Below are 26472 nucleotides of genomic sequence, written 5' to 3' on the forward strand. Positions count from 1 at the left end.
CAGGTTTTTAATATGATGTAAGATTGATTAATCTTTGCTTACAATAATAAAGTCAGAACGACGATTTTGTTGGTGTTCTTCATCAGTACATTTCGTTCCGCAATCAATCAACGGAGCTGCTTCTCCTTTTCCTTCACTGCTAAGGCGTGATGCATCAATTCCTTGTGAAATGATGTATTGTACCGTTGATTTAGCTCTTCTTTCTGATAATTTTTGGTTGTATACTGCAGAACCTCTATTGTCTGTATGTGATTCTACTTTAATTACCATATTTGGATATTTGTTCATTGCATTTACTGCTTTATCCAATTCGAAAGCTGCTTCTTTGGTAATGTTGTGCTTGTCAAATTCAAAATAGATAGGATTTAACACAATCACATCTTCAATAATTTCTTCGATAGGCTCAAGTGCAATATCAATCGATTGTTCAGGATCGTCGCCACTATTCACTTCTACTCTTTGTGATACATAATCTTGGATAGAAGCTTCCAATACAGATGATTTGTCACATTCTACTTTGAATACCACTTTTCCATCAGCATCGGTAGTTTTTGAACCTACATTGTTTCCTTGTGTATCAGCCAATATCACCATTGCTCCGCTTAACGCTGCGCCAGTTTCTTTGTCTGTCACTGTAATTATATAATCAACATCACAAATTGGGTTGATTAAATCTACTTCGTAAATATCGTCACTTCCTTTTCCTCCTTCACGGTTAGAAGCTACAAATCCTTTTTTAGATTCTTCATCAAACGTAAAAGAGAAATCATCTGAGTTACTGTTTAACGGCGTTCCTAAGTTACGAACCGCACCATACGAATCGTCTTTTATTTTTGCCGCAAATACGTCCAATCCTCCAATTCCTAAGTGTCCGTCAGAAGAAAAGTATAAGGTATTGTTGCTACTTACATATGGGAAAAATTCTCTTCCTTCTGTATTGATGTCACCTCCTAAGTTTTCTGGCTCACCAAACGTTCCATCATCATTTATTGCCACTTTGTATAAGTCTGATTGACCTAATCCGCCTGGCATATCTGATGCAAAGTATAGTGTTTTTCCATCTGCACTTACGGCTGGATGTCCTACAGAATATTCGTCATTGTTGAATGGAACTGGTTGCACATTTGTCCACTCACCACCAGACATTGTAGCTGTGTATAAGTTTAATGTTCCTTTTCCTTCTTCGTCTTTTTTGAATTTTCCATCGTAGTAACTCTCACGCGTGAAGTACATTGTTTTTCCATCTGGAGAGAAACTTACCGTTCCTTCGTGATATTTTGTATTGATATCGTCTGATAACGAAACGGCTTTTGACAATTCGCCATCTCCGCTATACGACGCCATGTAGATATCTAAATACGGTTGGTCGTTCCATCCGTATTTTCTTCCACCATCACGCGTAGACGTGAAATATACTGTGCTTCCTACTGCAAGTGCTCCAAAGTCAGAATTTTGCGTGTTGATTTCAGAATTCTTCACTTCAAACTTTGTCACTTTTGCTAAAATTTGCGGAATATAATTCGGGTTTTCATTGAATGCAATCGCTCTTTTATCATTTGGCTTCTTCGCGGCAAACTTTGCCATCCATTCGTTATGCTCTTGGTATTTTCCGTTTGCTTTTAGCATTTGTGCATATTTAAAATACACATCAGCACTGGTATTTCCTTCTGCAATGGTTTGTCGGTACCAACGTTCTGCTTCTTCCGTTTTAAAAAGATTGTAGTAACAGTTGGCTAACTGCTCATATACGTACGCGTCTGCTTCTTCAATAGCAATTTCTTGATATTCCTCAGCCGCTTTTACATATTCAAGTCTGTTATATAACTTGTCTGCTTTTTTGGTTTTATCGTTCTGCGCAAATACATTTGAAGTAGCTAGAACGAGCAATAATATATATAATTTTTTCATTGTTATTGGCGTGTTAGGTTTTAGAAATATCTTGGCGAACGAGAAATTTTACGTGGGAAGTATAAATCGAATAGTAAAAATACTTCATGCGATGCATTGGCAACAGAAGAGATTTCTGAAGTTACTGCATCGTAGGCATATCCTATACGCAATCTCGGGTTAATCGCAAAGTTGACCATTCCACTGAAAGAGTCATCCAAACGGTACGAAGCTCCAATTTCAAATTTTTCATAAAACAAAGCATTCAAGTTCAAGTCAAATGATGTCGGTGCATCAAAAGCGGACTTTACTAAGAACGATGGTTTTATTTTAGTATTTGGGCTAGCTTGGAATACATAACCACCTGTAAGGAAATAGTGTTGTACTTCCGAACCGAACGCTCTACCATTAACATCGAGGTGTTTTCCTTGTAAAAAGTTAGGCACCGATAATGCTAAATAGTAATTGTCGGAGTAGTAAAAAACTCCAGCTCCAATATTGAAAGTTGTTTCATTTACATTACTAGAAAAGGCTTCATCTCCTTGGTCGATGAGTGTTGGGTTTACTTGTGATAGTAATCCTATATCGTGGAAGGTAAGTCCTCCTTTAATACCAAACGCCAATTTGTGAGCGCCTCCTAAGTTTAATGTATATGCAAAGTCTACGTAAGTGTTGGTTTCTTTTACAGGGCCAATTTGGTCTGAAATTAAAGAAAGTCCTAATCCTACGTTTTTACCGACTGGCGAATGCCCAAAGAACGTAAACGTTCTTGGGGCACCGTCAAATCCGGTCCATTGATTTCTGTATAGTGCACCTAAAGATATTCCTTCTCTAGATCCTGCATACGCTGGATTAATAACTGCCATGTTGTACATATACTGAGTGTACTGAGGATCTTGCTGTGCAAATGATGGCAATGAAAAAAGTAATACAAATAGTGCGATATATAAGTTCTTCATGATATGATGTAATATTATTTTTAAGAATTTAGATGTTTAATGTAAGGGAAAATCTATTTGTTAAGATAAATCCAACCGTTTTTAGATTCTCCATTTTCAAGTCTCAATACATAAAAATAAGTACCTACAGGTAATTCATCATTATCATTGGTTTGACCTCTCCATTCGTTTGTATAGTTATTCTTCTTATATACAGAACGACCATGAGAATTAAATATCTCTAATTCTTGTACTCTGAATGCTCTTAAATCCCATGTATCATTTAGGTTATCTCCGTTTGGTGAAATTCCTTGCGGGAATGAACACATTGCGTTGATTACTGTAAATGTTTGTGAACTAGAACAACCATCGGCAGTAGTTACTGTTACGGTATAATCTCCATCATCTGTTGCAACGAATTGTGCTCCATCGTTATCTAATGATGAACCTCCAGACCATTCGTATGTTACTGTTGCTGCGTCATATCCACCATTGAGTGGAGTTACTGTAATGGTATATTCTCCATTAACACATTCGCCTTCAAGACCAATGTTTGTTGGATCAATTTGCATTAACACAACTACTTCGAAACTATCTGTTGAGTAACAACCAGTAATATCATTTTGAATGCGGAGATATACTGTTCCACCTGCAGTACTGTATGCTGTTGGGTCTGCAAGCATATTCATACCTGCTTCAGCATCTGCCAAGGTTTCATAATAGGTAACTGAAACGTCTGTTTGTGTCCCTATAACGTTGGCATCTTGTACTGTTAAGTCAAATTCAGCAACTCCATCTAAGTCATCATCACAAGCTTCTAATGTTTGGGTTCCAACCACATCTGGATTGCTTTCAACTGTTACCGTAACATCATCTGTTAATGTAACAAGGTTTCCATTTGCTAACGCATAGGTTATAGAAGCTGTGTATGTTGTTGTTTCCGTTGGTGATACCGTAATATCGGTATCATTACTGATAACGTTACCATCTTCATCTAACCATTCAAACGTGTAGTTAGGGTTTCCATCTGGAACAAATCTCCAAATTTCTTGCTCTGTAACTGTCCAAACTCCATTGTTTCGGTTTGCTGGTGCATATCCAACAGAACCTGCTCCATTTTGGATACCTACAATAGCAATTCCTCCATCATTCCAAGTTGTACAAACTGGCTTTTCAATTAACAGTACATCAATCACATTAGATGATTCGTGTAATATAATTTGCTGTGTTGTCGTAATATTATTACATCCAAAATGTGGCACTTCGAAGAACGTTACTTTAAATTGACGCTCTGGTGCAGTTCCTACAACAGCATATTCAATATAACCGCCAACACTTGGATCAATATCATGGAAAGCTCCGTGAATTGCATTGGTTGGTACTGCTGGCGTAGGTAATAAATCACCTGGCGCAAAGTTCCAAGGACAGAAGTTTCCTGCATCAGATATATCAAATGATACCAAACCGTTTGCTCCAATAATTACTTGCGTATATGTATTTCCAAAATATTCGAATTCAAAATCAATATTAATTGCAGAAGACCATCTATCATCTAGAGTAATAGAAGTTGGATCTCCTGTCAAGTTATCTGGCGGACATTGTAATTCACTTACTGAATACACACTTGTATCAGTTGTGATAGAACTTGACATGAATGTTGCCGATAAATCTGTAGACGTTACATCACAGGTTTGCAATTGATCATATCCTGCATTAATAATTCTACATTCTTGATCTGGACAGAATGCCTGTGTTTGTGGCTCACTTGTTAATACACAATTGTTATCATCGGTATCGGCAACTGTAATCACTACTGGCGTTGTATTTGGATACGGTCCAAATGTTAAAATACCAGGTGCACTAACCACTTGTGGTGCACTACCGAAGTCATCACTAACTGTGATAGAAACTGCATCTCCCGTTGATAAGATTTCAACATCAATTAAGAATTGTTCTCCTGCTGCACAGTCATCAACAATTGTATAGGTTGCCGTTGGTTTGAAACATGTCAAACATTCTGCAGTCCAATCCCAAGGAGTACCATTTCCGTTAGCACAACTTGTAAATCCGTCACTTTCTACTACCATAAATAAGTTACCGCCTGTAGATTCGATTATCAATCCTGATAAATCTCCTGCGTTATTTGTTGTAGTAATAAGAGTAGCTGGATCGGCTGTTGAACCGTCATAGAACGAAATAACATCATCATCATCTATAATAGTTCCTGAGTTGAATGTCAATCTTACAGGGAAACCTGAATCACTTGTAAATAAAAATGTATTATCATCATTGTTGGTGTAACAATGGTTTACATTGATTGGTCCGTTTGCACAAACCAAGTTAAATATTTGATTTGGGTCAGGTCTAGTTGTAAAGCTTTCTTCAATACATCCTGTTGCAAGTCCATTAGCATTATATGGTAATATTGTTATATAATAAGTAGTTAAATAGTCTGTATCTAAAGGATATGTATTTACGTTTCCTACATCTATTCCATTCACAATATCCGAGCCGCCTGGCGTAGTTCCAACTATTAAAATATATCCTGCTGGATTTCCAATGGCAGAACCCCAAGTGATATTTTGATCTATTTCAATACCTGTTGCACCATCCGTAGGGAATGTTAACGACACACATGTTGGTGGCGCTGTTGGATCTATACATGCAACGCTGAAGTCAAGTGGTGTATATCCTTGTGACTGACAAGAAAATATTCCATCCGATTGTACGGTAACAGAAATTGAAGGACCTGAAGATTCAAATACCAATCCTGCTACGTTTCCTGCGTTTCCATATCCGTTGTATAATTGTGTAACTCCATCTGAATCAAACACAATCAGTTCGTCCCAGTTGTTCTCTACTTGTCCTGCATTGAAAACGATTCCTAATGTTGAAACACCGTCTGAGCTGTAAAATGTAAATACAGTAGTATCGTTATCAGTATAACAGTACGTTGTATTTACTGGACCAGCAGCACAATCTACCTCAGTAAACGTTGTAAAGTTAACTGGTCCTGTCCATATACTTTCATTACTTGGCCCACAAATTGCTCTAACATATACTTCGTAATCTGTATCACCCATTAATCCTGTTACTGTCGTTGGATTTGTAGTTGTAGCAGTTCCTGGTCCTGTTGGTGTCCCGGTTCCAGCTGGTTGTACTACATATTCCCACGCTGTTTCTCCACTGTTAGCTGTCCAGCTAATTTCAGCACTGTTATTAGTAATATTAGATATTGCTATAGCTGATGGGGCTATACAGAACGAACCACACGCTTCAACACGCATAAAGTCGATGGATAAATCACCTTCGAATCCTGTTCCTGCACCTCCATAGCTAAATTCTATATAGATGGTTTGTCCTAAATACGCACTCAAATCTACTCCAACTGCTTGCCAAGGATCTGAATCTGCTGTTTGTAATTCACCACTATAGGTGAACTCAGTTGTAAATGGTCCTGTAGCAGAGGTTCCTACACCTACATTTAACGTTCCTATATCAGCACCAAAAGCATGGATATAGAATGACAATTCTGCACCATCAACTGCTGTTGATAAATCGATAGCCGGACTAATTGCAGATGCTGTTGTTGTGGAGCTTCCTGATGCTTCATATTCTAAGTGATTTCCACCACTGAAAGAAGCTGATGGACCAGTACCTCCAGAGTTTGCAGCTCCTGGGGTAATGTCCCAATTTCCATTAGAACCATCAAAACCAGTTCCTGTCCAGCCCAAAGGCGGATCTACTTCAAAATCTTCTGTAAATATAAAGGAAGAAGTTCCTCCAGACGCACAATTGACACCTGATGGACCTGCTAATGCCGTTGTGAAGTTGATTGGACCTGACCAGACGCTAAATCCGTTAGCTCCACAGTCAGCTCTTAGATAAATTTCATACGCTGTATTAGGAGTTAATCCTGTAGCCGTGTATGGATTTGTGGTAATCGCAGTTCCTGAACCTGCCGGAGCTCCAGTTCCTGCTGGTTGTACCACAATTTCCCATGCAGTTTCACCACTGTTAGTAGTCCAACTAATGTCTGCTGAAGTCCCTGTAATATTTGCTGTTGCAATTGCTGATGGAGCAATACAGAACGAACCACACGCTTCAACACGCATTAAATCGATAGATAAATCTCCTTCAAATCCTGTTCCTGCACCTCCATAGCTAAATTCTACATAAATAACTTGTCCGAGATATGCATCTAGGTTAATTCCGATTGGTACCCAAGCATCTGAATCGGCTGTTTGCAAATCACCATTCCAAGAGTACACATTAGTAAATGGTCCTGTTGCTGATGTTCCAACATTTACATTCAACGTTCCTATATCATCACCAAAAGCATGTAAATAAAATGATAATTCTGCGCCGTCTGTTGCTGTTGATAAATCGATAGCCGGGCTAATTGCAGAAGCTATTGCTGTTGAGTTTCCTGAAGCTTCATATTCTAAGTGATTTCCTCCACTGAAAGAAGCAGATGGACCAGTTCCTAAAGAGTTTGCACCTCCTGCGGTAATGTCCCAATTTCCATTTGAACCATCAAAACCAGTTCCTGTCCAACCTGCTGGTGGATCATCTTCAAAATCTTCCACAAAAATAAAAGACGAAGTTCCTGTAGCACAGGTTACACCAACTGGAGCTGGCGGCGGAGCATTCAATGTTGTAAATGTAATTGGACCAATCCAGTTACTGAATCCGTCCACGGCGCCACAATCAGCTCTTACATATACTTCATAACTTGTACTTCCTGTAAGTCCTGTAGCCATGTATGGAGCGTTGTTAGTAATTGCAGTTCCTGAACCTGTTGGAACTCCTGTTCCTGCTGGTTGAATTACGATTTCCCAAGCAGTTTCACCACTGTTGGCATCCCAGCTTAAATCTGCTGTAGTTTCGGTGATATTCGCTACGGCTAGGTTTGAAATATCAAAACAAGAAGGTGGTGTTGCCGAAGCAATTGTTGGAGAGTCAAAACAAAATCCCCACTGCCATGCATCATCGTCATCGTACGCTAAACGGTAGCGGAATCCAGATTGTTGTGTTGCGGTAAATCCTGCAATGTTTAATGGATCACTTGTAAAAGCATCCTTGTTTGCCGTACAAAAGGCATTGTTTGGTTGCGTGCTTGATGCTACAAATTGTTGCCAAACAACCCATGCGGCAGCATCTGCATCCCAATATTCTAAATTTAACATGTCGTTACCATTGTCATTGTAAACGTAATCAACTGTAACGGTAAGCCATGTTTCTCCAGCAGTAAATGCTGCGGTAATATCAATTACAGGAGACTCTGCTGCGATATCATCATCGCTTGTTCCTCCTGCATCGTCATCATCGAAGGCGAAGTTTGCCGTCAATGTCGGATCTGCTTCAAAAGCAGCTGGATCTGTATTATATGTTCCTACAACCGACCAATTCGTGTTTGGCCAATTGGCAGGCTGATTCAATACTTGTGAATATGCAAACGTACAGAATAACGTTAGCATACATAACAAGGTAATTTTTTTCATAAAAAAGTTGGTTAATAGTTAGTAGCCCTAAAAATAGTAAAAAAATATAAACTTAACTTTACTTTAACATTTAAGTTGAAAAAAATAAAGCTTAGTCATTGAATTTCAGTTGAATATATACAGGGAAGTGATCACTGTAGCCTCCTAAGTATTTTCTCCCAGCATACGTCCTAAAAGGGTTTCCTTTGTATCTTCCTTTCCATTGTGTTAAGAAGTATTCGTCAAAAATATCGGCAGAAGCAAAGCTGTGCGTACGCTTTTTATAGTCGAAAAAGTTGGTGGAAAATATGATTTGGTCAAATAGGTTCCATTCGCCTTTGTAGTTTAAACTTCCCGAATATAACGTCAACAGTTTTTCCATCGGATTGTATAAATCTGTATCCATTAAATAATCGCTGATGCTTGTACTGGTTGGATCATCGTTGAAATCGCCCATAATAATGATATGCGGATCGTCTTCTTGAAGCTGAATGTAGTTTATTTTTTCTCTAACCGTTTCTGCAGCTTTGATACGTTTGTAGGCTGTTTCATCCGCGCCATCTCGACGAGACGACCAATGATTTACAAAAACATGAATTGGCTCATTGTTGAGTAAGCCTTTTACATACAATGTATCACGCGTAAAATCGCGTTGTCCTTCTTCATTATATAATAGTATAGGAATGGATTCTGATTCTAGCACTTCAAAATATTCGGTTTGATAGAGCAAACCCACGTCTATTCCACGCTCGTCAGGCGAATTGTAATGCACGAAATCATACTCGAATTCCGCAAGTTTTTTTGACGCAATCAAATCTCTCAACACTTTTTTGTTTTCTACCTCAGCCACACCTAAAATTACCGGTGCATTTTGTGCTTCTTCTGGTCCTAAACTCGCAATCGCAGCACCCAATTTATAGATTTTCTTTTCATAACGCTTCGGAGTCCAATTTCGATCAGAGTTTGGCAAAAAATCATCATCAAGCACATATTTATCATCTTCAGTATCAAATAAATTTTCAAGATTGTAAAATGCTATGGTATGATATTTTCGGATGTTCTTTTTTGGCGTCATAAAGTCGTATAAAGTTGATTTCTCCCCATAAAAGTACTAAAATCAACAAAGGAAATGCGTAACTTTGCTTTTTAATTTAATCTATGCTAGAGAAGAAATCCATTGCGTATGAGCGCGCTGTCCTTATCGGAATCATTTCAAAAGAACAAGATGAAGCCAAATCAAAAGAGTATTTGGACGAGCTTGAATTTTTGACGTACACTGCAGGCGGCGAAGTCGTGAAACGCTTTACACAGAAGATTGATATTCCAAATCCGAAAACGTTTATCGGAACTGGAAAAATGGAAGAAGTAGAAGAATTTGTAAAATCGAATGATATTGGCTCTGTCATTTTTGATGATGAATTATCGCCATCACAACAAAAAAATATTGAACGTTTATTGCGTTGTAAGATTATTGACAGAACAGGATTGATTTTAGATATTTTTGCACAGCGTGCCAAAACGAGTTACGCTCGCACACAAGTAGAATTGGCGCAATATCAATATTTATTACCGCGACTAACAGGTTTGTGGACACACTTGGAGCGTCAACGAGGTGGAATTGGAATGCGCGGTCCTGGGGAAACGGAAATTGAAACGGATAGACGTATTGTACGTGATAAGATTGCCTTGTTGCGTAAAAAGATGGAAACGATTGATAAGCAAATGGCGGTTCAGCGTGGAAATAGAGGCGCTTTGGTGCGCGTGGCATTGGTGGGTTATACCAACGTTGGAAAATCTACGTTGATGAATGTGATTAGTAAAAGTGACGTTTTTGCCGAAAATAAATTGTTTGCTACGCTTGATACTACCGTGCGCAAAGTGGTGATTGGAAATTTACCGTTTTTATTGAGTGACACGGTTGGATTTATCCGAAAGTTGCCAACACAGTTGGTTGATTCTTTTAAAAGTACGCTTGATGAAGTGCGCGAAGCAGATTTGTTATTGCACGTCGTAGATATTTCACATCCAAATTTTGAAGACCATATTGCTTCGGTCAATCAGATTTTGGGTGAAATAAACAGCGCCGACAAACCTACCGTGATGGTTTTTAACAAAATTGACGCCTATACGCACGAAACGATTGACAACGACGATTTGGTAACTGAAAAAACCAAAGCACATTATACATTAGAAGATTGGAAAAAAACATGGATGGGTTCTTCTGCAGAAGATGTCTTGTTTATTTCTGCCATCAACAAAGAAAACTTAGACGATTTTAAACGAAAGGTATATAACGTAGTTCGCGAAATTCACATAACGCGTTTTCCGTATAATAATTTTCTGTATCCTGATTACGAAGACTTATCGTAATTTTTAAGAATAAAAAAGGAGATACATGCAAGTATTTCCTTTTTTTAGTATATTTAAAAACTGAATGGCAATTTTCACGTAGTAATTGTCATTTTTCTCCCCTAACAATCCCCTAGTTTTAGAAACTGTTACAATGCGACATTGTGTTTTTATTAAAATATGATGTTTAAAAGAATGTACCTATTGCTTAAAGTCCTACCAAAAAAACAAGCAACATTCTTCAAAAAAAGTAATGAATAGTAACTTTAATTAAATATGTAAATCATGAAAAGAAATTTAAAAAAACTAGCATTGAACAAAAAGGCAGTAAGCCATTTAAGTGACATCGTAAAAGGTGGATTGGATAAAGTAAGTCACGGAATTACTACGACAAATGATCCTACAGCAAACACAGGATGTTTTGATTGTCCTCCAACAACAATACGATAAATTATTATTCCCAAACAAAAAACTTAAAATCATGAAGAAAAATTTAAAAAAACTAGCTTTAAACAAAAAAGAAGTGTCTAATTTATCTGTAAGATTAAAAGGTGGATTGCGCCGACAAGACGATGATACTTCCGATACGTTCACTACAGGACCAACTGGACCAACAGCGCAAACATTGTGCTTTATTTGCCCAGCCGAACGTTAATACTTAGCACATACTAATCACTCAAAACTTAATAATTATGAAAAAAAGTATCAAAAAACTTTCGTTGAACAAGAAAGCAGTTTCTAGTTTATCATCAGAAATTACAGGAGGATTGCGCAGAGCAGATAATACTGGCGGACCTTTAACTTGTACTGATCCAACATTGTTAACACACTGCTATCATTGTCCTCCACAAGAACAGCGATAATTCATTTAAGTTTAGTTAAAAACTAAAATCATAGAATTATGAAAAAAAGTCTGAAAAAATTAGCTTTAAACAAAAAAGCAGTTTCCAATTTGAGTTTGGAAAAAATTGGAGGAAGAGCTGCACAATCTAACGATATTTTAAGTTGTACAGATCCTACAAAATTAACTTGGTGTTATTACTGCCCAAAGGATCCAATTGATGTTCCGTCGGAAGAACGATAATCCAAGTATGAAGAAAGCGATAAGAGTCTGTATTTTACAGGCTCTTTTTTTTTATCTATCTTCTTCAATCCAAGTACCCACAATGCCATTGGTATCCAAACTGTAGCCCAAACGATAGCTTCCCGCTTTTTTCATTTCTATATACTTTCCTGGTGCCGGAATGATGCCGTTGTCACGAAGAATCGCATTATACGAAGCGACTTTACTTGTCGTTAATTTTTCTCCGTTTTGCGTGATGCTTACACCATTTATTTGCAATTTTATAGCTTCATCTGTAGAAGCAATAAATCCTTTTTTGTGTAAATCGCTGAATACTTTTTTAATTTTTGCATTGTGTCCAATAATCACAATATGATTGTCTTTTTTATAGAATGAAAAATCTGCATTGGGTTGAATTCCAGCCGCACGAAACATGCGACTGTACTTTTCATATTTCGCTTTGCTGAGCTCGTTACCGTTGACATACATGCGGTCTTTTTCGCTGGTAAACATCACATCAGAAGCCGAAGAAATCAACTCGTCTTTTAACAAAGCTGCCAATAAATTTTCTTGCACTTCTGGCCAAATCCAATTTAGATTTGACCCAGAAGTTGCTGTATATGTTGTTTTCGGATTGTCTAATAAGCGTTTGATATAGCTACTTACGCCGCCTTTGTGGCGCGCTTGCTCTTCCAAACGTTTGGCTTCACGCTCAACACGCTTGGCTTCTTCTTCTATACGCTGTGCATCGCGTTTTATACGCGCTTGTTCACGCTTCATTCGCGCCACTTCTCGTTCTGCTTGTCTTTTAATACGCTCTTTGTCTCGCATCGATTGACGTTCCAAACGCTCGGCTTCACGTTGCATTCTATCTGCTTCTCGGCGCATTCTGTCAGCTTCGCGTTGCATGATTTCGCGTTCTACTTTGATATCGCTTCCTGATATGATAATTTTCGCATCGTTTCCAAGCGCTTCCACTTTTTCTGCCAAATCGGGCGAAGCCACATTTAAATCAACTTCCATACGTAGGCTTTTTTCCGTAAGTTTTACCGAATACACTTTTTCATCGTTACTCCATTTAGAATAGCCTTTCCCGATGTCCATATTTTTTCCACCGAGCGTTTCTTCGATTAAATTTTTCAGCTTGCCATATCTATTTTTAGGAAAACGTGCTCTAAATTTATAATCGTCGTCTGTTTTACTTACCGAAACCGAAGTACTTTCGTTGGTACTTCTACTTTTTGAAGAACTGCTATAGGTTGAATTTTTTGGTGTTGCTGGCGGTTCTGGAGTTACTTGTGCATTTGCTAGTTGAAATGCCAATGCTAACATGATGAATATGCTTATATTTTTCATTTGTTCGTTTTTTTTAATTTTTGATGATTTTTAATTTACTCTGTGACGATTTTAAAGGTCAATCCTACACCGCGCGTGCTTTCAATAGCTATTGAAGAATCTTTTTTAAAGTATTTCCGAAGTCGGCTAATGAATACATCCATACTTCTTCCAGAAAAGAAATCGTCGGTTCCCCACACATTTTCGAGAACGTCTTCTCGTTTGATGAGTTGGTTTTTGTGGTCGTAGAAATACTGAATAAGTTGCGCTTCTTTTTCAGTAATTCGCTGGGTTTCTCCATTGAATTTCAATTGATAGTTTACCGTGTCAAAAACATATTTCCCGATTGCGAATTGCTGTCCGTTTTTTGATGATTTGTTCGTTTTTTGCGTTCGTTTCAATATGTTTTGCAAGCGTAATACTAAAATATCAGCTTCAAAGGGTTTGACGATATAATCGTCGGCTCCGAGTTTTAATCCTCGTATTTTGTCTTCTTTCATCTTCTTGGCTGTCAAAAAGATAAAGGGAATTTCAGGGTTATGTTGTAGTACTTTTTCCGCCAATGTAAAACCGTCCAACTTTGGCATCATCACATCAAACACACAGATATCAAACGCATGTTCTGCTTGATGTTCGTCTGACGTAAATTGCGCAAAAGCTTCTGCCCCATCAAGTGCCCACACGACTTCAAAGTTGTGAATTTGCAAGTATTGCTGTAAAATACTTCCAAAATCATAATCGTCTTCCGCTAGTAATATTTTGGTTTTTTGCATTAGTGAATCGGTATTATAATGGTAAATGTGGTTCCTTTTTCGAGTTCGCTGTACACAGAAATTTTTCCATCATGCGCATTTACAATTTGACTCGTATAGTATAAGCCCAATCCGAGTCCTTTGACATTGTGTACATTTCCGTGACTTACTCTGTAAAATTTATCAAATATTTGCGCTTGATCTTCTTCCGCAATTCCGATACCATTGTCTGTGATTTCAATACCATATTCCTTGCCTTTAACAGCAGTTTCTATAAGGATTTCTGTTTGCGGATTGCCATATTTTACAGCATTTTCCAAAATATTAAAAAGTGCTGTGGTAAAATGAAAGGTATCAATTCGCAATACTACTTCTTCTTCACATACATGGTTTACAATTGTCAAATCGCGTTGTTGTGCGGAAAGTTTGAAATCGGCAATTAAGTCTTCAAAATACACATTATCCACAACAGAATCTTTCGACAATACAATGTCATTCGCGCTTAAACTATTGGTCAAAACTTGGTCTATGAGTTTTTGCAAGCGTGTATTTTGGCGGTCTACAATGTTTAGGGTATGATTAAATGCTTCTTCGGAGTTTCGAATTTCGGTATTTTTTAAACTTTTTGATGCGACGCTTAAGGTTGCCAACGGCGTTTTTAATTCGTGCGTAATATTGTTGATGAAATCCGTTTTGATTTCGGTGATTTTTTTCTGTTGGATTAGGTTTTTGATGGAATAATAGAGCAATCCTACCACAAAAAGAAAGAGCAACACCGAAAAAATAAGCAACATTGCCATACGACGGAATACAATACTTTTCCAATCGACAATTAGAATGACATCGCGCATTTTCAATTCTACATCGACACTTTTTGTAAACACGCTGTCATTTTCTTGCGCTACATAATCAAACTCCGAAAACGTACGCGAGGTTTTAATCACTCGCAAATCTTTGTCGTTAAAAGTATCACCTAACAGTTTTAGATATTTTTCTTTTGCATACGGGAAAACACTATCACTTTTTTGCTCGTCGTACACCACAATGCTCGTTATTTGTCGTTGATAGCGGATTTTATAACCAAGATTAATCGCAGCCAATTCTTTGTTGTACCGTTTCATATACGGTGCATTTAAGCTATCACTTTTTAGTTGAAGTCTGCGTATGACTTCCGCTTTGGTGATGCGATTGTTGAGATAATCTGCCAAGTGAGTGCGCATATTTTCCCCAATCAAATCTACCAACGAATCCAATTCTGGGTGATTGTCTATGTCAGAAATCGCATTGTCTGTTTCTTGTATAAATGCGCGCTTTTTGAGTTGATATGCATTTTCCACCAAATACGCTTGAATGGCAGAAAGCGCAATCAACGTTGCAATAGAGGCTATAATTAATATGGTGATTTTGTTTTTCATTGAATGATTGGTTATTGAAAGCGATGAGGAGTTTCAACAATTCAAAAGTAGTCATTCAACGATTTTTAGCCATAAAAAATAATAGCGTTAACCGATTATTAACCTAAAAAACGCTGTAAAGCATTGTATTTACTAGGTTTTGAATTTTGTGTTAACAAAAACGCTACCGCGAATATACAACTGTATTAACGCAATTGTTAACGTGTAAAGATGATTTTTTAAAACCCATAATTGACACCAATTCCCAATACTTCGCGTGTTTGGAAACCTTTGAACGCATTGTCGTCGTAAATGGTTTGAAAGTTGATGTTTGCCGTAAAATATTCGTTGATGGTCATGATGATGTTTACCGTGTAATCAATGTCCACATTTTCAGGATTTTCCAAGTAATTGGAATAGAGATTTATCACATTTTCCATCACCATGTTTTTAAACATGCCAAACTTGTAATAACCAGACGCATACATTCCCAACTCGTAGCGAATGCGTTCGCCTTCAGCAACGCCAAAATATTTTTCATCGGGCAAGGTAAAATCTTCATCTACAATGGTCATTTTGGACGTTCCTGGAGCGATGTTGAAATTGAAATGATCGCTTTTTTTCCACAATACGCCAGGTCCGAACGAAAGATATGCTGGCGACAAAATATTGGTGTGCAACATGCGAATTTCACGACCGTTTTCATCAGTTTCATACCGAAATCCTTTGGTCATTTGGGTTCTAAAGTTTACAAACGCGGAGTAAAACCAGTGATTTTTTCCTTTTTTCCCTATCACCGAATTGATTTCAAACCGATCGTCAGTTTTTTTCGTGAATTCGCTATTGCGTGTTTGTATCAAACCATACGCAGCTACAATTCTTGTGTCCCAATCCCAATTTGTTTGATGATAATTTAAATCGTACGTCACACCTAAAGTTCCAGAAATGGTATTTTCGCCACCAGCAGTCCAATTGGCAAATGCTGCTTGGTTAAAAAGAAAGGAAACATTTCCTTTAGAACGCCAACCTTTCGGGATAGGATCTCTTGCAGGAATAATGGAATTGCGAATAGCAGCTTTGATGACTTTTATTCTCTTAAGGTCTTGTGCTGTAACAAGTGAGCATATACAAAATAAGCAAATAGTTAGTACATGTTTCATAGGGGTAACAATGCGTTTTACGAAAAAATTAGTCGCAAAAATAAAAGGTTGTGGTATTTAAGGCAAATTTGAGTTTTAAAAATTAAAAAAGCCGTTCCAAAATATATTGAAACGGCTGTGTATGAAGTGGATTTTTGATTAGAATTTGTAGCTCAAACCAAGTGTCCAGTATGATTGTAATTTGTTATCAACGTTATCAAACGTTGTTCCTGTATTTCCGTTAGCAAGGTTAAACGCCACCGCTTCTTGCTTGTTTTGACGCAATCCGAAATCGAATCCGACACCAATCATTTTCCAAAGTGTGTAGCTAAATGAGTTTGTCCACGTCCAGTTAGATAAGTCACTGCTTTCATAGCTTTGGAACATTGATAAGTTGGTTTTAAAGTTGATAGCTCCGATGTTTCGTGTATAATCTGCTACAATTTTAGCACCTAACGAAGACTCAAATACCGTATCGTTATCACTAAATACAAAGTTGTAGTTTAATGGATGAATCACCACAATTAAGTTTTTAATTGGCGTCCACGTAGCACCTACACCAACGTCTAAATAACCAGGATCGTTAAAGTTGCTCAACAAGGTAGTTCTGTATTCCATCAATCCAGAAATGGCAAATTTCTCACTCAGTTTTCGTCCGTATAAGGAGCTAAGATTGAATACGTCTGTTGCTTCTCTAAAATCGTCACTATCGGTTGGATCGTCTGTATTGTCAAGTTTTACCCAAGCTAAGTTGACATTGGCACTGTTCAACCAGAAAAATTTCTCTTGTTGTAAATTTGCAAACGCATTTACTGTAAAACCAATATTTCCTGAGGAGTTGTTTGGAATTCCTTGCGCGTACCAGTTGTTGAATTTAGAAATATTTCCTCCAATAACACCAAATGCGCCAACTCTCCATCCTGGAAGGGCATCAATTTGTGCTTGAATAGCGTTTGCTTCTGCTTGAAACTTATCCGCTTCTGCTTGCTTTTCTTTTTTCTGTGCTTTTAACTCTTCTACTGTTTGAGCGTTCATTGCCTGTATTCCGAAACATAATGCAATGACAAATACAATTTTTTTCATGTGTTCGTTTTTATTAGGTTCTCAGTTTTTAAATAGTATTCTTATTCCTTTCTGTTATCATAACTAAGGTAAGAATTATTTATATACCTATTTTTTGCGAGCGCAAATATAAAATTTACACCGAAGTTCACAAAAATATTATGATTTACCCAACTAAATGATAATCAGTTAATCAATGTATTTTTAGGAAGTTTTTTTCTTTTTGTAGAGTGGAACTGACGAGCATGCCTCACCGTACATGATACTTTTGGCAACACCGTGCAATTTGGCAATCATCATCGTGTAGGCGTTGTCTGGTATAGGTTTGTTAGCACATCCTTTGATGATGACAGGCTTGTCTTGATACTCAGAAACGTCTAAATTGTAAATGATTTCTTGATAAATGACTGTTTCTAAATTTTCCAAAGAGCCAATTACGACTTTTTCGACAAAAGGTGCCAAATGTACGCTAATCAACATAAAAGCCCATCCAGGAATGATGGCATCGGTACTGCAATGCAGTGCAACGTACGTTCCTTGGTATTGTGACCAATCATGAGTGGCTACGTGGTTTCGGAATTCTTTTTCGCGAAGTATCAAGCCTTCTAACAGCCATTGTGAAATATCAAATTGCACACGCTCGCCCGCTGGATAATAGTCTTCCAAATCGAACGTAACAAGCTTGCTTTGCGCAACTCTATTGATGATTTCGTCCGCCATAATCTTTACATTTAGAGTAAGCCTAGTTCTAGTTTTGCTTCTTCACTCATCAAATCTTTGTCCCACGGTGGATCAAAGGTGATTTCGACCGTTGCATTGTTGATTTCTTTGAGCGATTTTACTTTTTCTTCTATTTCTAGCGGAAGCGTTTCTGCTACAGGACAGTTTGGCGACGTCAATGTCATTAAGATTTTTACATCGTTTTCTTCATTGACGAAAACATCGTAAATCAATCCCAATTCGTAAATATCTACAGGAATTTCTGGATCGTAGATGGTTTTTAAAACGCGTACTATTTTTTCGCCTAAAGCTTCTGTATCTATTGTAGTTTCTGACATGTTAATTGAGTTGTGTTTGATACGCAATTGCGTATAATTTAAGTTGTTTAATCATACTTACCAATCCGTTGGCTCTTGTGGGAGATAAATGCTCTTTTAAGCCAATTTCATCAATAAAATCAGTATTTGCATCAATAATTGCCGCAGGTGGCTGATTGGAAAAAGCACGAATTAAAATGGCAATGATTCCTTTGGTAATGATGGCATCACTATCAGCCGTAAAAACGAGTTTATCTCCGTTCATTTCCCCGTGAACCCACACTTTACTTTGACAACCTTTGATAAGGTTTTCGTCTTTTTTAAGACGTTCGTCAATTAAAGGCAGTGATTTTCCCAAATCAATCATGTATTCATAGCGCTGCATCCAATCGTCAAACATGCTAAATTCGTCTACAATTTCGTTTTGTATTTCTTGTATCGTCATTTCTTCTTTCTTTATACAATGATTTTAGACGCAAAAATACAATAACTATTACGGTTTATCAACTGCATTGACCATTGCTTCTATTTTTGTGAGTAATGCAGCCAATTCTTCTGGCGGATTTCCATGACCAAATTCCACGTTGGTCACCACATTTTCTTTGTAACTGATGGTTAATTTTGCAGGAATTGCCGCATCTCTTCGCAAGTCGTCAGGGTTTACATAGTTTTTTTCGAGTTTTTCGGCATCAATCTTATCAAGAATATCCACAAGTTCGCTCCAATCGCTGTTGGATATTTGTTTTGTCAATGCTTCTCCGCCTCTAGCATTTGTAAGCGAAAATTGTTCTTTCTTAATGTTTACTTTTTGATAAAATCCACGCGAAGACGCTTCATAATCGATTGAAATTTCATCTTGCGCAGTTTTTACGGCATTTTTATCAGGTTTATTGTCATTACAACCTTTCGTAAATAGCGTGACAGAAAACAGAATCAGTATATATTTCATTGCAGTTTGTGTTTTAAAGTTATCACATAATAATACAAAAAAAAGACGTCAATATTGACGTCTTTTTCAATTTAAATTTAGCACTATGTGAGGTTAGTTCACTAAGCTTTCTCTAGCTCCGCCTGGTACTAATACGCCACGCATTCTAGCTTTTTGTCCTGCACTGAACATGTTCATACAAGCATCGTTTGTATAATCCATATAGTTCATTGTCATGTCTGTTGAACGACAGTGCGTTGTTGGGAATGAAGGACATCCGTAGTTTGGTCTGTCAGACGTTGGAGTATCAGAAACAAAATCATCTCTGTTACATCTTCCGTCTCCCCAAATGTGACGTAAGTTTAAGTAGTGTCCAACTTCATGCGTTGTAGTTCTACCTTCGTCAAATGGAGCAGCAACATATCCTGTTGACCCAAAATATTGTGGTCCTACTACAACTCCGTCAGTTGCTGAGTTTCCACCTGGGAATTGTGCATATCCTAAGATACCACCACCAATGTTACATACCCAAATGTTTAAGTGAGTTGAAGGTGTTACAGGTGGATACGTAGCTTTTACTAGGTCATTTGTTCCCCAAGAAGTTCTTGAGTTTGCATATCTGAAAGTTCCCGCTAATGTAAACTGAATTTCAGTATCAGCAGCTACAGGAGCAAATAATGAAGGTGTTTGGTTCGCATCATTGTTTGTTCTTCTAAAGTCATCATTTAACACTGCCATTTGCGAGTTAATTTGCGCATCACTGATGTTTTCGTTACTGTTGCTGTATACAACATGTACATATACAGGAATTGTAACTACACCTAAGTTATCTGTTGGTGGCTGAGGATCTCCGCCGCCGTTTCCGCCGCCGCCGTTACCATTTCCTGGCTTCTGCGCTACAGAACTTCTGTATCTTTTCTCAATTTCATACATATTGTTGTAAAGATCTTTGTCTTTGTCAAGCTGCGCATTCAATCGTTGCATCGTATAACATCCGCCAGCTGCTTTTTCGCCATTATCAGTGTACAGGTAAAAGTCGCTCATATCGACTTGTTGCTCGTCTAGGTTGGTTGTGTTTGCAGTTTGGTCATCACTACAAGACACCATGATTGCTCCAACAGCAACCATGCTTAATAGAAGTTTTCTCATAATTTGTGTATTATGTTTTTTGGTTAAAAAAATTCTGTCAAAGCTACTTTTTTTTAGATATATATCAATGTTTCTGCTAAATTTTTAGATAAATGACATTTTTAGATTTTAATTGTTGTATTTATAACATTTAGTTAATTTTAGCTACAAGTGAAGAATAGTGTTTTTATCGACGAAATACATCCTGTTTTTTCATTTTAACACAAAAAAAAGAATCGACCAATGGACCGATTCTGTAGACGAGCTGTTTTTATTTTATGTTTTTCTTAAGAAAGCATCATTTTTGCCTTTTTGATAGCTTCTATAAACGTATCGATTTCTTTTTTGGTGTTGTAGAACGAAAAGGAAGCTCTCACCGTTCCTGGAATTTTATAGAAATCCATAATAGGTTGCGCACAGTGATGTCCTGTCCGTACGGCAATACCGAGTTTATCAACAATAGTCCCAATGTCATACGGATGAATGTTGTCAATATTGAACGAAATGACAGAAACTTTTTTGCCCGTACCATATATGGTTACATCACCAACTGCCAATAGCTTTTCTGTGGCGTAGTGCAATAATTCGTTTTCGTAAGCTGCAATTGTTTCAAAGCCAATGTTGTTCATATAGTCCAATGCTGCTCCAAAAGCAATGACACCACAAATATTAGGCGTTCCTGCTTCAAATTTATGTGGTAAGCCTGCGTAGGTTGTTTTTTCAAACGTTACTTGATCAATCATTTCTCCGCCACCTTTGTATGGTGGTAATTTTAGCAACCATTCTTCTTTTCCATATAAAACGCCCACGCCCGTTGGTCCACAAATTTTATGTGCGGATGTTACGTAGAAATCGACATCCAATGCTTGTACGTCAGCTTTGATATGTGGAGACGCTTGCGCGCCGTCAATCAAAACAGCAGCACCAACTTCGTGTGCTTTTTCAATGATAAACGCAATAGGATTGATCACGCCAAGTGCATTTGACACATGATTACAAAAGACTAATTTTGTTCTTTCATTCAACAACGACGTGTACGTTTCCATATCTAACTGTCCACTTTCGAACATTGGAATCACTTTTAAGATTGCGCCTGTTTGTTCGCACAACATTTGCCACGGTACTATATTAGAATGGTGTTCTAACGCAGAAACTAAAATTTCGTCTCCTTTTGTCAAAATCGCACTAAAACCATTTGCCACCAAGTTAATACTGTCGGTTGTGCCCGACGTCATAATGATTTCATACGGTTTGGCAGCGTTGAAATGTTGTTGGACTTTGATACGCGCTTCTTCATACGCATTCGTTGCTTCTTGACTCAAGGTATGCACGCCACGATGAATGTTGGCATTGTATCGGGAATAATAATCTACAATACAATCAATCACTTGTTGTGGCGTTTGCGACGTTGCGGCATTGTCAAAATATATCAGCGGTTTTCCGTTTACTTCTCGGTGAAGAATTGGAAAATCTTTGCGAATCTTTTCTACATCAAACATGAGTTCTTTTTCTATCATAGTCTTTTTTCTAAGAGTACAAAGATACTAACTATTCACAACACCGCATGTCACTTTTTATGAGAAATCAGTTGTAGTTTTAACAGCAAACAACGCTGTTTTTTGCGTTTAATCGGCTTTTGATGAAGCTTTTAAAAAACAGCGACGCTATTTTCAAGATTTTTCTTTTTATTTGTTTTGCAAGTCATGTACCTCATCAATTTGATTTGCGTTTTGAAAATTAGTACTTTTCATGACATAAATTTGAAGCAATGCCAAAAAACAAGTCTACAAAGAAATCCGTTTCTTCCTTTAACCAATTGCCTAATCAACTTATTATTGCGCATATTTTTTTGTTGTTGTATATGATTTCGTGTTTTGTGCCTTTGCTCAATGCAATGGATTACGACGCGCCGCAATGGTTGTACTTTTCATTATTGAATATTGCTTCTTTAATCTTTCTTTTTAAGAATAACAGCTTTTTTCAAGCATTTCAACTCTCAAAAAAAGCGAAACTGTTTTTCGGTGTAATGACAGGTTTTTTTGTTGTTGGTTGTGTATCGATGCTAGTCGCTATTAATGTTAGTGAAAGTTTGGTGCATTTGTCGCGATTATTGAATATGGTAGTTGCTACTTTTTGCGTGTTCACTTACGTGAGAAAAAACCCGAAAGTCTTTTTCTATTTTGCAGGTAAAGTTTCTATCTTTTTAGTTGCTTTCTATGGTTGGCGCGCGATTAGTTATTTTGTGGGAAACGCTACAGTTGCTAGAACAAACGAGTTTCTTCTTGGATTTCAAAGTGGTTTTTCCAGCATTAATATTTACACAGCGTTTTTAGTAATTCAGATACCTTTACTAATATTTGGCTTTCTTTATTTTTCTAAAGTATGGAAATATGCCTCAGGAATTTCGCTGTTTATCGGAATATTTGCTTTGTTACTATCGGGTTCAAGAACTGCATCTTTATCACTCGTTTTAATCTTAATAAGTGTTTTAGGTTTTTTATTGTATGGTTTGATAAGACAAAAAAAGACATTTCAACCAAAGCTAGAATTTTTATCCATATTGTTAATTCCTATCGCCTTAGGATTTTTAGTTTTAAATATCAATAGAGTGGACAAAACGATGATGAATTCGCCTTCTGTTATTTTAAACACAAAGCCGAGTGATTATTACAAAGGGAAAAAGGCCGTTACCAGAAATTCGTCTGCTCAAGAAAAACTACCTACGAATACGATTAAAATTCAAAAACCTGCTAGTTTAAGTTCTGGACGTTTTTCTTTATGGGAATTGGCGTTTCGCAACTTTAAAAAAAGTCCCGTACTAGGAATTGGCTATGGAAATTACAAAGCTGTCGGCAAAAAAGAGCATTATCAAAATTTTGCTAATAGTAGAGGAACTTTTGCCAATCCGAGACGTGCACATAGTGATTTTATAGAAAAACTTGCCGAAACAGGAATCATTGGTTTTGTATTATATGTTTCGCTGTTTGTGTTGCCATTGTTTTGGTTTGTTCGGCTACTTGTAAAAGAAAAAGAATATCGCATACAATTTTTGTACTTCACTATATTTTTAGTCGCTGCGGCATATACACTCGATGCTTTGTTAAACTTTCCATTAGAAAGACCGCCAATTCAATTGTATTTTATGTTGAGTGCAAGTTTGATTATTGCGTTTGCGGAGAAAAAAGTGGGAAATCCAACAACAGAATCTCCTAAAAAACCATCACTCATACTATTTGGTGTAGTGTTTTTGTTTAGTATTGCGAGTACAGCTTCTAATTATGCTGTATTGAGTGCGTATCAACTACAACGAAATTTACGAACTGATTTGATGGGAAAAACACTCTTCTCTGAAGAAAAGTTAAAAAACAATTTTGAAAGCGTTAAAAAACAATGGACAAACTATCCGCAGTTGAGTTATGTAGGTACTGTAAACAATGTCTTTTTAGCAAACTATGCCATCAAAGCAAAACAATATGATGAAGCGTTAAAAATTTTAGACAAGTCAAAATCGTACAATGTAGATGCTTTATTGGTAAAAGCGTTTAAAGCAGAAATCTTTTTAAATGCCAAGGAAAACTTAGATAGCGCACGCTATTATTCGGAGCAAGTATTTGATATTTATCCAGCGTTTAAAACTAATTATTACATGCTGAAGAAGATTTATGCAACACAAAAAGATACGGCAAGTTTGATAAAAGCCATGCATCGCTATTCTAAACACAATTTCCGAGATATCGCCGAATGGCAAACCAAAGCCAATACGATTTACGAGTTTACAAAAGACAGTGACCTAATGTTAAAAGTGCTAGACACTGCTTTGGCATACAACACCTATAGTCAGAAATTACTCGATGCGAAAAAAGAAATAAAAGAAAAAGTCGGATTCAAATCGTATTTGAGCAAAGCAGAAGTGAAAGCAAAACACCAAGAAGCATACAATTTCTTTGTAAAACAACAATACGAAAAAGCACGTGCGGTGTATTTGGAAATTTTAAAAACAAATCCGAAAGACTTTCTTTCCATTCAAAATATTGGTATTATTGATTTGATACAGAAAAATTATGAAGCTGCTATAAAAAATCTATCACGCGTTATCAAAGCACGTGCTTTTACAGATGGAAAAGCAGAATACAGTCGCGGATATTGCTATGAACAATTAGGAAAACTAGAAAAATCCAAAGAAGATTACAGAGCAAGTAGAGCGAAAAATTATCCACAAGCCATCAGTTTGCCGCCATCAAAGTACGAGGAGTAATTTTCAACTAAACGATGCTATCAAATTTCAATAGCGTTCGGTAATTGCTACACAAAATTTTCCTAACTTTTCAGCAAGAAGTATTGCTGAAAACTTCCCACCTCAAATTTTAAAAAACAGATTTCAAATCGTAAATGACCGTGTGTTTATTTACGAGTAATTGTATGTTGTCTACGATTTGTCTACGGAAAATTTCCTGTAAAGACTGCTTGTACATGAATCGTACACGCCTACTTCACTATGCGCATGTATTGTATTACTAATTTTAGCATGCTACAAGCGAGCTAATACCAATTTGTATTTATTATGATTGAAAAAGCACTTCAATTTACAGGAAAAGCACTCAACCAATTTGTCAAAAAGAAATTTGGCATTGACGACGATGTAGTGATTATGAATCCGATTATTGATCAAACAGGTACGGTTCCGAAAGAGAATCAAAACAAAATCATTATTTCATTGATTCACGTTGAACAAGAAAACACCAAACAATTTTACAACAACAACCAACCATTGGGCAATGGCAACTATGCGCGCGTGCCACTGAGTCATCGGTATAATTTGTTTACGCTCATTACACCCAATTTTGACAATTATATAGAAGCATTAAAGTTTTTGGACGCGGCGATTCAGTTTTTTCAAATCAATCAAACGGTTGACGCAACAAAGAACGCCGAAATTCCGTCCGAATTGAAACGCCTCGATTACGAATTTCAAAAAGGAGAAAATTATATGCAAATGCAAAACCTTTGGCAAGCATTGGGTGCAAAATACCAGCCTTCGGTCATTTACAAACTTCGCTTAGTAACCATTGTTTCTGATGAAGTTACAGGATTTGACCAAGCTGTTATACAAATCAACACGCAAACAGAAGAAAAGCCATGAATGTAGTGTATACATCGTTGTTCAAAGTAGCTGTATCGCATTCGTATTATGCGTCCAATATTTGCGAATGTATGTCATACAAAGCAAGTGCAACTACTGAAAAGATACTTTCCAAATACGGAATTGTGCTGCGTAATGAACACGATGGTTTCGAAATATACACTACAGCGAATCAATCCATAGAAACATTTTTAACATACATTACCAACGTTGCAGGACATACTGCTTTTGAGTTTGAGGGTGTCGCAAACGACCAAAATTTTTACAATTTCACCAACATTCCTATAAACAACGTTGGTGTGCTTACGTACGAAAGCAATCAAACTATTGCGGAAGCTTCAAGCACAACCATACAGCTTCAAGAAACTTTTGTGCCATCAAACACCGCAGCAAACGCACTCAAAGTTACCATTTACTTTGATGATATCATTCGTTTGCAACAAACAAACGACCACGTTCAATTCGGAATTCAATTGCAAGCGCGAAAAACGCAATGGAATTATTACATCATCAACAATTCCAATCAAGAATACAATCAATTAGAAATACAAAGTACTGACGAAAATATCCAATTTTCTGATGCTACGGAAGTTACCTTACAAAACAATCAAAAAGCATTGCGCTTTACCTCAAATACCAGCCAAATACCTTTGAAAAATGAAGTCACCTATCAATTTAATCTAATCAACACTCGAAAAACCATTGCCGGCGAACGAAAAGAAATCATCATTAAAGGATTGCCCATACCCAATCCACAAAATATAAGCATACAAAACGACCATACAATAGCATCACTAATGTACGTGTACATTTAGATGCCTTATTTGATATCTATAA

General features: G+C 37.1%; 23 protein-coding genes. 8 read left to right on the forward strand and 15 right to left on the reverse strand.

The genetic code is table 11. From position 1 onward, the window contains the following. Positions 1–27: 27 nt before the first annotated feature. The 4 genes from C8N46_RS03100 to C8N46_RS03115 all read right to left on the reverse strand — a co-directional run bounded on the left by C8N46_RS03100 (position 28) and on the right by C8N46_RS03115 (position 9383). Positions 28–1908, reverse strand: a complete 1881-nt coding sequence (locus C8N46_RS03100) for an OmpA family protein (RefSeq protein ID WP_108113376.1) — start codon at positions 1906–1908, stop codon at positions 28–30. Positions 1909–1928: 20 nt separating this feature from the next. Continuing rightward, the gene (locus C8N46_RS03105; protein ID WP_108113377.1) at positions 1929–2846 is read right to left on the reverse strand and encodes a PorP/SprF family type IX secretion system membrane protein; all 918 of its coding nucleotides are present in this window, start codon (positions 2844–2846) and stop codon (positions 1929–1931) included. Positions 2847–2899: 53 nt separating this feature from the next. Then, entirely contained in the window at positions 2900–8329 is a 5430-nt protein-coding gene (locus C8N46_RS03110; protein ID WP_108113378.1) for a T9SS type B sorting domain-containing protein, read from the reverse strand. Positions 8330–8420: 91 nt separating this feature from the next. Continuing rightward, complete coding sequence (locus C8N46_RS03115; protein ID WP_108113379.1) at positions 8421–9383, reverse strand: endonuclease/exonuclease/phosphatase family protein; 963 nt, start codon at positions 9381–9383, stop codon at positions 8421–8423. 83 nt (positions 9384–9466) lie between these two features. Between C8N46_RS03115 and hflX the strand changes: the two genes are divergently transcribed. From hflX to C8N46_RS03125, 5 genes are all read left to right on the forward strand, one after another. Then, the gene (gene hflX / locus C8N46_RS03120) at positions 9467–10678 is read left to right on the forward strand and encodes a GTPase HflX (protein ID WP_108113380.1); all 1212 of its coding nucleotides are present in this window, start codon (positions 9467–9469) and stop codon (positions 10676–10678) included. Between the two features lie 264 nt (positions 10679–10942). Continuing rightward, complete coding sequence (locus C8N46_RS20755) at positions 10943–11107, forward strand: hypothetical protein (protein WP_170110055.1); 165 nt, start codon at positions 10943–10945, stop codon at positions 11105–11107. A gap of 31 nt (positions 11108–11138) precedes the next feature. After that, positions 11139–11312 carry a hypothetical protein gene (locus tag C8N46_RS20760; protein WP_170110056.1) on the forward strand — a complete coding sequence of 58 codons (174 nt, stop codon included), beginning with the start codon at positions 11139–11141 and terminating at the stop codon, positions 11310–11312. 37 nt (positions 11313–11349) lie between these two features. Then, the gene (locus C8N46_RS20310; RefSeq protein ID WP_158269068.1) at positions 11350–11520 is read left to right on the forward strand and encodes a hypothetical protein; all 171 of its coding nucleotides are present in this window, start codon (positions 11350–11352) and stop codon (positions 11518–11520) included. Between the two features lie 38 nt (positions 11521–11558). Beyond that, positions 11559–11741, forward strand: a complete 183-nt coding sequence (locus tag C8N46_RS03125) for a hypothetical protein (protein WP_108113381.1) — start codon at positions 11559–11561, stop codon at positions 11739–11741. Between the two features lie 51 nt (positions 11742–11792). Here C8N46_RS03125 and C8N46_RS03130 read toward each other — a convergent pair whose 3' ends face one another. The 11 genes from C8N46_RS03130 to C8N46_RS03180 form a co-directional block, all read right to left on the reverse strand. Beyond that, a complete protein-coding gene (locus tag C8N46_RS03130) occupies positions 11793–13076 on the reverse strand; it encodes a sortase family protein (RefSeq protein ID WP_108113382.1) in 1284 nt (427 codons plus the stop codon). A gap of 35 nt (positions 13077–13111) precedes the next feature. Then, positions 13112–13828 (reverse strand): response regulator transcription factor, encoded by a 717-nt coding sequence (locus tag C8N46_RS03135; protein WP_108113383.1) that lies wholly within the window; start codon positions 13826–13828, stop codon positions 13112–13114. Beyond that, positions 13828–15222 carry a sensor histidine kinase gene (locus tag C8N46_RS03140; RefSeq protein ID WP_108113384.1) on the reverse strand — a complete coding sequence of 465 codons (1395 nt, stop codon included), beginning with the start codon at positions 15220–15222 and terminating at the stop codon, positions 13828–13830. Before C8N46_RS03140 ends, C8N46_RS03135 begins: the two co-directional genes overlap by 1 nt. 218 nt (positions 15223–15440) lie before the next feature. Continuing rightward, positions 15441–16361: a DUF3078 domain-containing protein gene (locus C8N46_RS03145; RefSeq protein ID WP_108113385.1), complete on the reverse strand. Its 921-nt coding sequence runs from the start codon at positions 16359–16361 to the stop codon at positions 15441–15443. Between the two features lie 138 nt (positions 16362–16499). Then, complete coding sequence (locus C8N46_RS03150) at positions 16500–17423, reverse strand: DUF3078 domain-containing protein (protein WP_108113386.1); 924 nt, start codon at positions 17421–17423, stop codon at positions 16500–16502. Between the two features lie 183 nt (positions 17424–17606). Continuing rightward, positions 17607–18122 carry a DUF2480 family protein gene (locus C8N46_RS03155; RefSeq protein WP_108113387.1) on the reverse strand — a complete coding sequence of 172 codons (516 nt, stop codon included), beginning with the start codon at positions 18120–18122 and terminating at the stop codon, positions 17607–17609. A gap of 11 nt (positions 18123–18133) precedes the next feature. Further along, positions 18134–18460, reverse strand: a complete 327-nt coding sequence (locus C8N46_RS03160; protein ID WP_108113388.1) for an iron-sulfur cluster assembly protein — start codon at positions 18458–18460, stop codon at positions 18134–18136. Position 18461: 1 nt separating this feature from the next. After that, on the reverse strand, positions 18462–18884 hold the full coding sequence (locus tag C8N46_RS03165; protein ID WP_108113389.1) for a SufE family protein: 423 nt from the start codon (positions 18882–18884) through the stop codon (positions 18462–18464). Between the two features lie 48 nt (positions 18885–18932). Continuing rightward, entirely contained in the window at positions 18933–19388 is a 456-nt protein-coding gene (locus C8N46_RS03170) for a hypothetical protein (protein WP_108113390.1), read from the reverse strand. 93 nt (positions 19389–19481) lie between these two features. Continuing rightward, the gene (locus C8N46_RS03175; protein WP_108113391.1) at positions 19482–20516 is read right to left on the reverse strand and encodes a zinc metalloprotease; all 1035 of its coding nucleotides are present in this window, start codon (positions 20514–20516) and stop codon (positions 19482–19484) included. A 266-nt stretch (positions 20517–20782) separates the two neighbouring features. Then, on the reverse strand, positions 20783–21994 hold the full coding sequence (locus tag C8N46_RS03180; RefSeq protein WP_108113598.1) for an aminotransferase class V-fold PLP-dependent enzyme: 1212 nt from the start codon (positions 21992–21994) through the stop codon (positions 20783–20785). A 269-nt stretch (positions 21995–22263) separates the two neighbouring features. Here C8N46_RS03180 and C8N46_RS03185 point away from each other — a divergent pair, with 269 nt between their 5' ends. The 3 genes from C8N46_RS03185 (at position 22264) to C8N46_RS03195 (ending at position 26450) form a co-directional block, all read left to right on the forward strand. Further along, positions 22264–24750, forward strand: coding sequence for an O-antigen ligase family protein (locus C8N46_RS03185; RefSeq protein WP_108113392.1), 2487 nt, complete (start codon positions 22264–22266; stop codon positions 24748–24750). A gap of 306 nt (positions 24751–25056) precedes the next feature. Continuing rightward, positions 25057–25635, forward strand: coding sequence for a DUF4255 domain-containing protein (locus C8N46_RS03190; RefSeq protein ID WP_108113393.1), 579 nt, complete (start codon positions 25057–25059; stop codon positions 25633–25635). Beyond that, positions 25632–26450: a hypothetical protein gene (locus C8N46_RS03195; protein WP_108113394.1), complete on the forward strand. Its 819-nt coding sequence runs from the start codon at positions 25632–25634 to the stop codon at positions 26448–26450. Before C8N46_RS03190 ends, C8N46_RS03195 begins: the two co-directional genes overlap by 4 nt. Positions 26451–26472 lie beyond the last annotated feature (22 nt).

The sequence above is a fragment of the Kordia periserrulae genome (genome assembly GCF_003054265.1).
GTDB lineage: Bacteria > Bacteroidota > Bacteroidia > Flavobacteriales > Flavobacteriaceae > Kordia > Kordia periserrulae.

Bases quoted from the DNA above. Each gene is read 5' to 3' on its own strand.
- C8N46_RS03100 (WP_108113376.1), bottom strand. From the start codon at position 1,908: ATGAAAAAATTATATATATTATTGCTCGTTCTAGCTACTTCAAATGTA.
- C8N46_RS03105 (WP_108113377.1), bottom strand. From the start codon at position 2,846: ATGAAGAACTTATATATCGCACTATTTGTATTACTTTTTTCATTGCCA.
- C8N46_RS03110 (WP_108113378.1), bottom strand. From the start codon at position 8,329: ATGAAAAAAATTACCTTGTTATGTATGCTAACGTTATTCTGTACGTTT.
- C8N46_RS03115 (WP_108113379.1), bottom strand. From the start codon at position 9,383: ATGACGCCAAAAAAGAACATCCGAAAATATCATACCATAGCATTTTAC.
- hflX (WP_108113380.1), top strand. From the start codon at position 9,467: ATGCTAGAGAAGAAATCCATTGCGTATGAGCGCGCTGTCCTTATCGGA.
- C8N46_RS20755 (WP_170110055.1), top strand. From the start codon at position 10,943: ATGAAAAGAAATTTAAAAAAACTAGCATTGAACAAAAAGGCAGTAAGC.
- C8N46_RS20760 (WP_170110056.1), top strand. From the start codon at position 11,139: ATGAAGAAAAATTTAAAAAAACTAGCTTTAAACAAAAAAGAAGTGTCT.
- C8N46_RS20310 (WP_158269068.1), top strand. From the start codon at position 11,350: ATGAAAAAAAGTATCAAAAAACTTTCGTTGAACAAGAAAGCAGTTTCT.
- C8N46_RS03125 (WP_108113381.1), top strand. From the start codon at position 11,559: ATGAAAAAAAGTCTGAAAAAATTAGCTTTAAACAAAAAAGCAGTTTCC.
- C8N46_RS03130 (WP_108113382.1), bottom strand. From the start codon at position 13,076: ATGAAAAATATAAGCATATTCATCATGTTAGCATTGGCATTTCAACTA.
- C8N46_RS03135 (WP_108113383.1), bottom strand. From the start codon at position 13,828: ATGCAAAAAACCAAAATATTACTAGCGGAAGACGATTATGATTTTGGA.
- C8N46_RS03140 (WP_108113384.1), bottom strand. From the start codon at position 15,222: ATGAAAAACAAAATCACCATATTAATTATAGCCTCTATTGCAACGTTG.
- C8N46_RS03145 (WP_108113385.1), bottom strand. From the start codon at position 16,361: ATGAAACATGTACTAACTATTTGCTTATTTTGTATATGCTCACTTGTT.
- C8N46_RS03150 (WP_108113386.1), bottom strand. From the start codon at position 17,423: ATGAAAAAAATTGTATTTGTCATTGCATTATGTTTCGGAATACAGGCA.
- C8N46_RS03155 (WP_108113387.1), bottom strand. From the start codon at position 18,122: ATGGCGGACGAAATCATCAATAGAGTTGCGCAAAGCAAGCTTGTTACG.
- C8N46_RS03160 (WP_108113388.1), bottom strand. From the start codon at position 18,460: ATGTCAGAAACTACAATAGATACAGAAGCTTTAGGCGAAAAAATAGTA.
- C8N46_RS03165 (WP_108113389.1), bottom strand. From the start codon at position 18,884: ATGACGATACAAGAAATACAAAACGAAATTGTAGACGAATTTAGCATG.
- C8N46_RS03170 (WP_108113390.1), bottom strand. From the start codon at position 19,388: ATGAAATATATACTGATTCTGTTTTCTGTCACGCTATTTACGAAAGGT.
- C8N46_RS03175 (WP_108113391.1), bottom strand. From the start codon at position 20,516: ATGAGAAAACTTCTATTAAGCATGGTTGCTGTTGGAGCAATCATGGTG.
- C8N46_RS03180 (WP_108113598.1), bottom strand. From the start codon at position 21,994: ATGTTTGATGTAGAAAAGATTCGCAAAGATTTTCCAATTCTTCACCGA.
- C8N46_RS03185 (WP_108113392.1), top strand. From the start codon at position 22,264: ATGCCAAAAAACAAGTCTACAAAGAAATCCGTTTCTTCCTTTAACCAA.
- C8N46_RS03190 (WP_108113393.1), top strand. From the start codon at position 25,057: ATGATTGAAAAAGCACTTCAATTTACAGGAAAAGCACTCAACCAATTT.
- C8N46_RS03195 (WP_108113394.1), top strand. From the start codon at position 25,632: ATGAATGTAGTGTATACATCGTTGTTCAAAGTAGCTGTATCGCATTCG.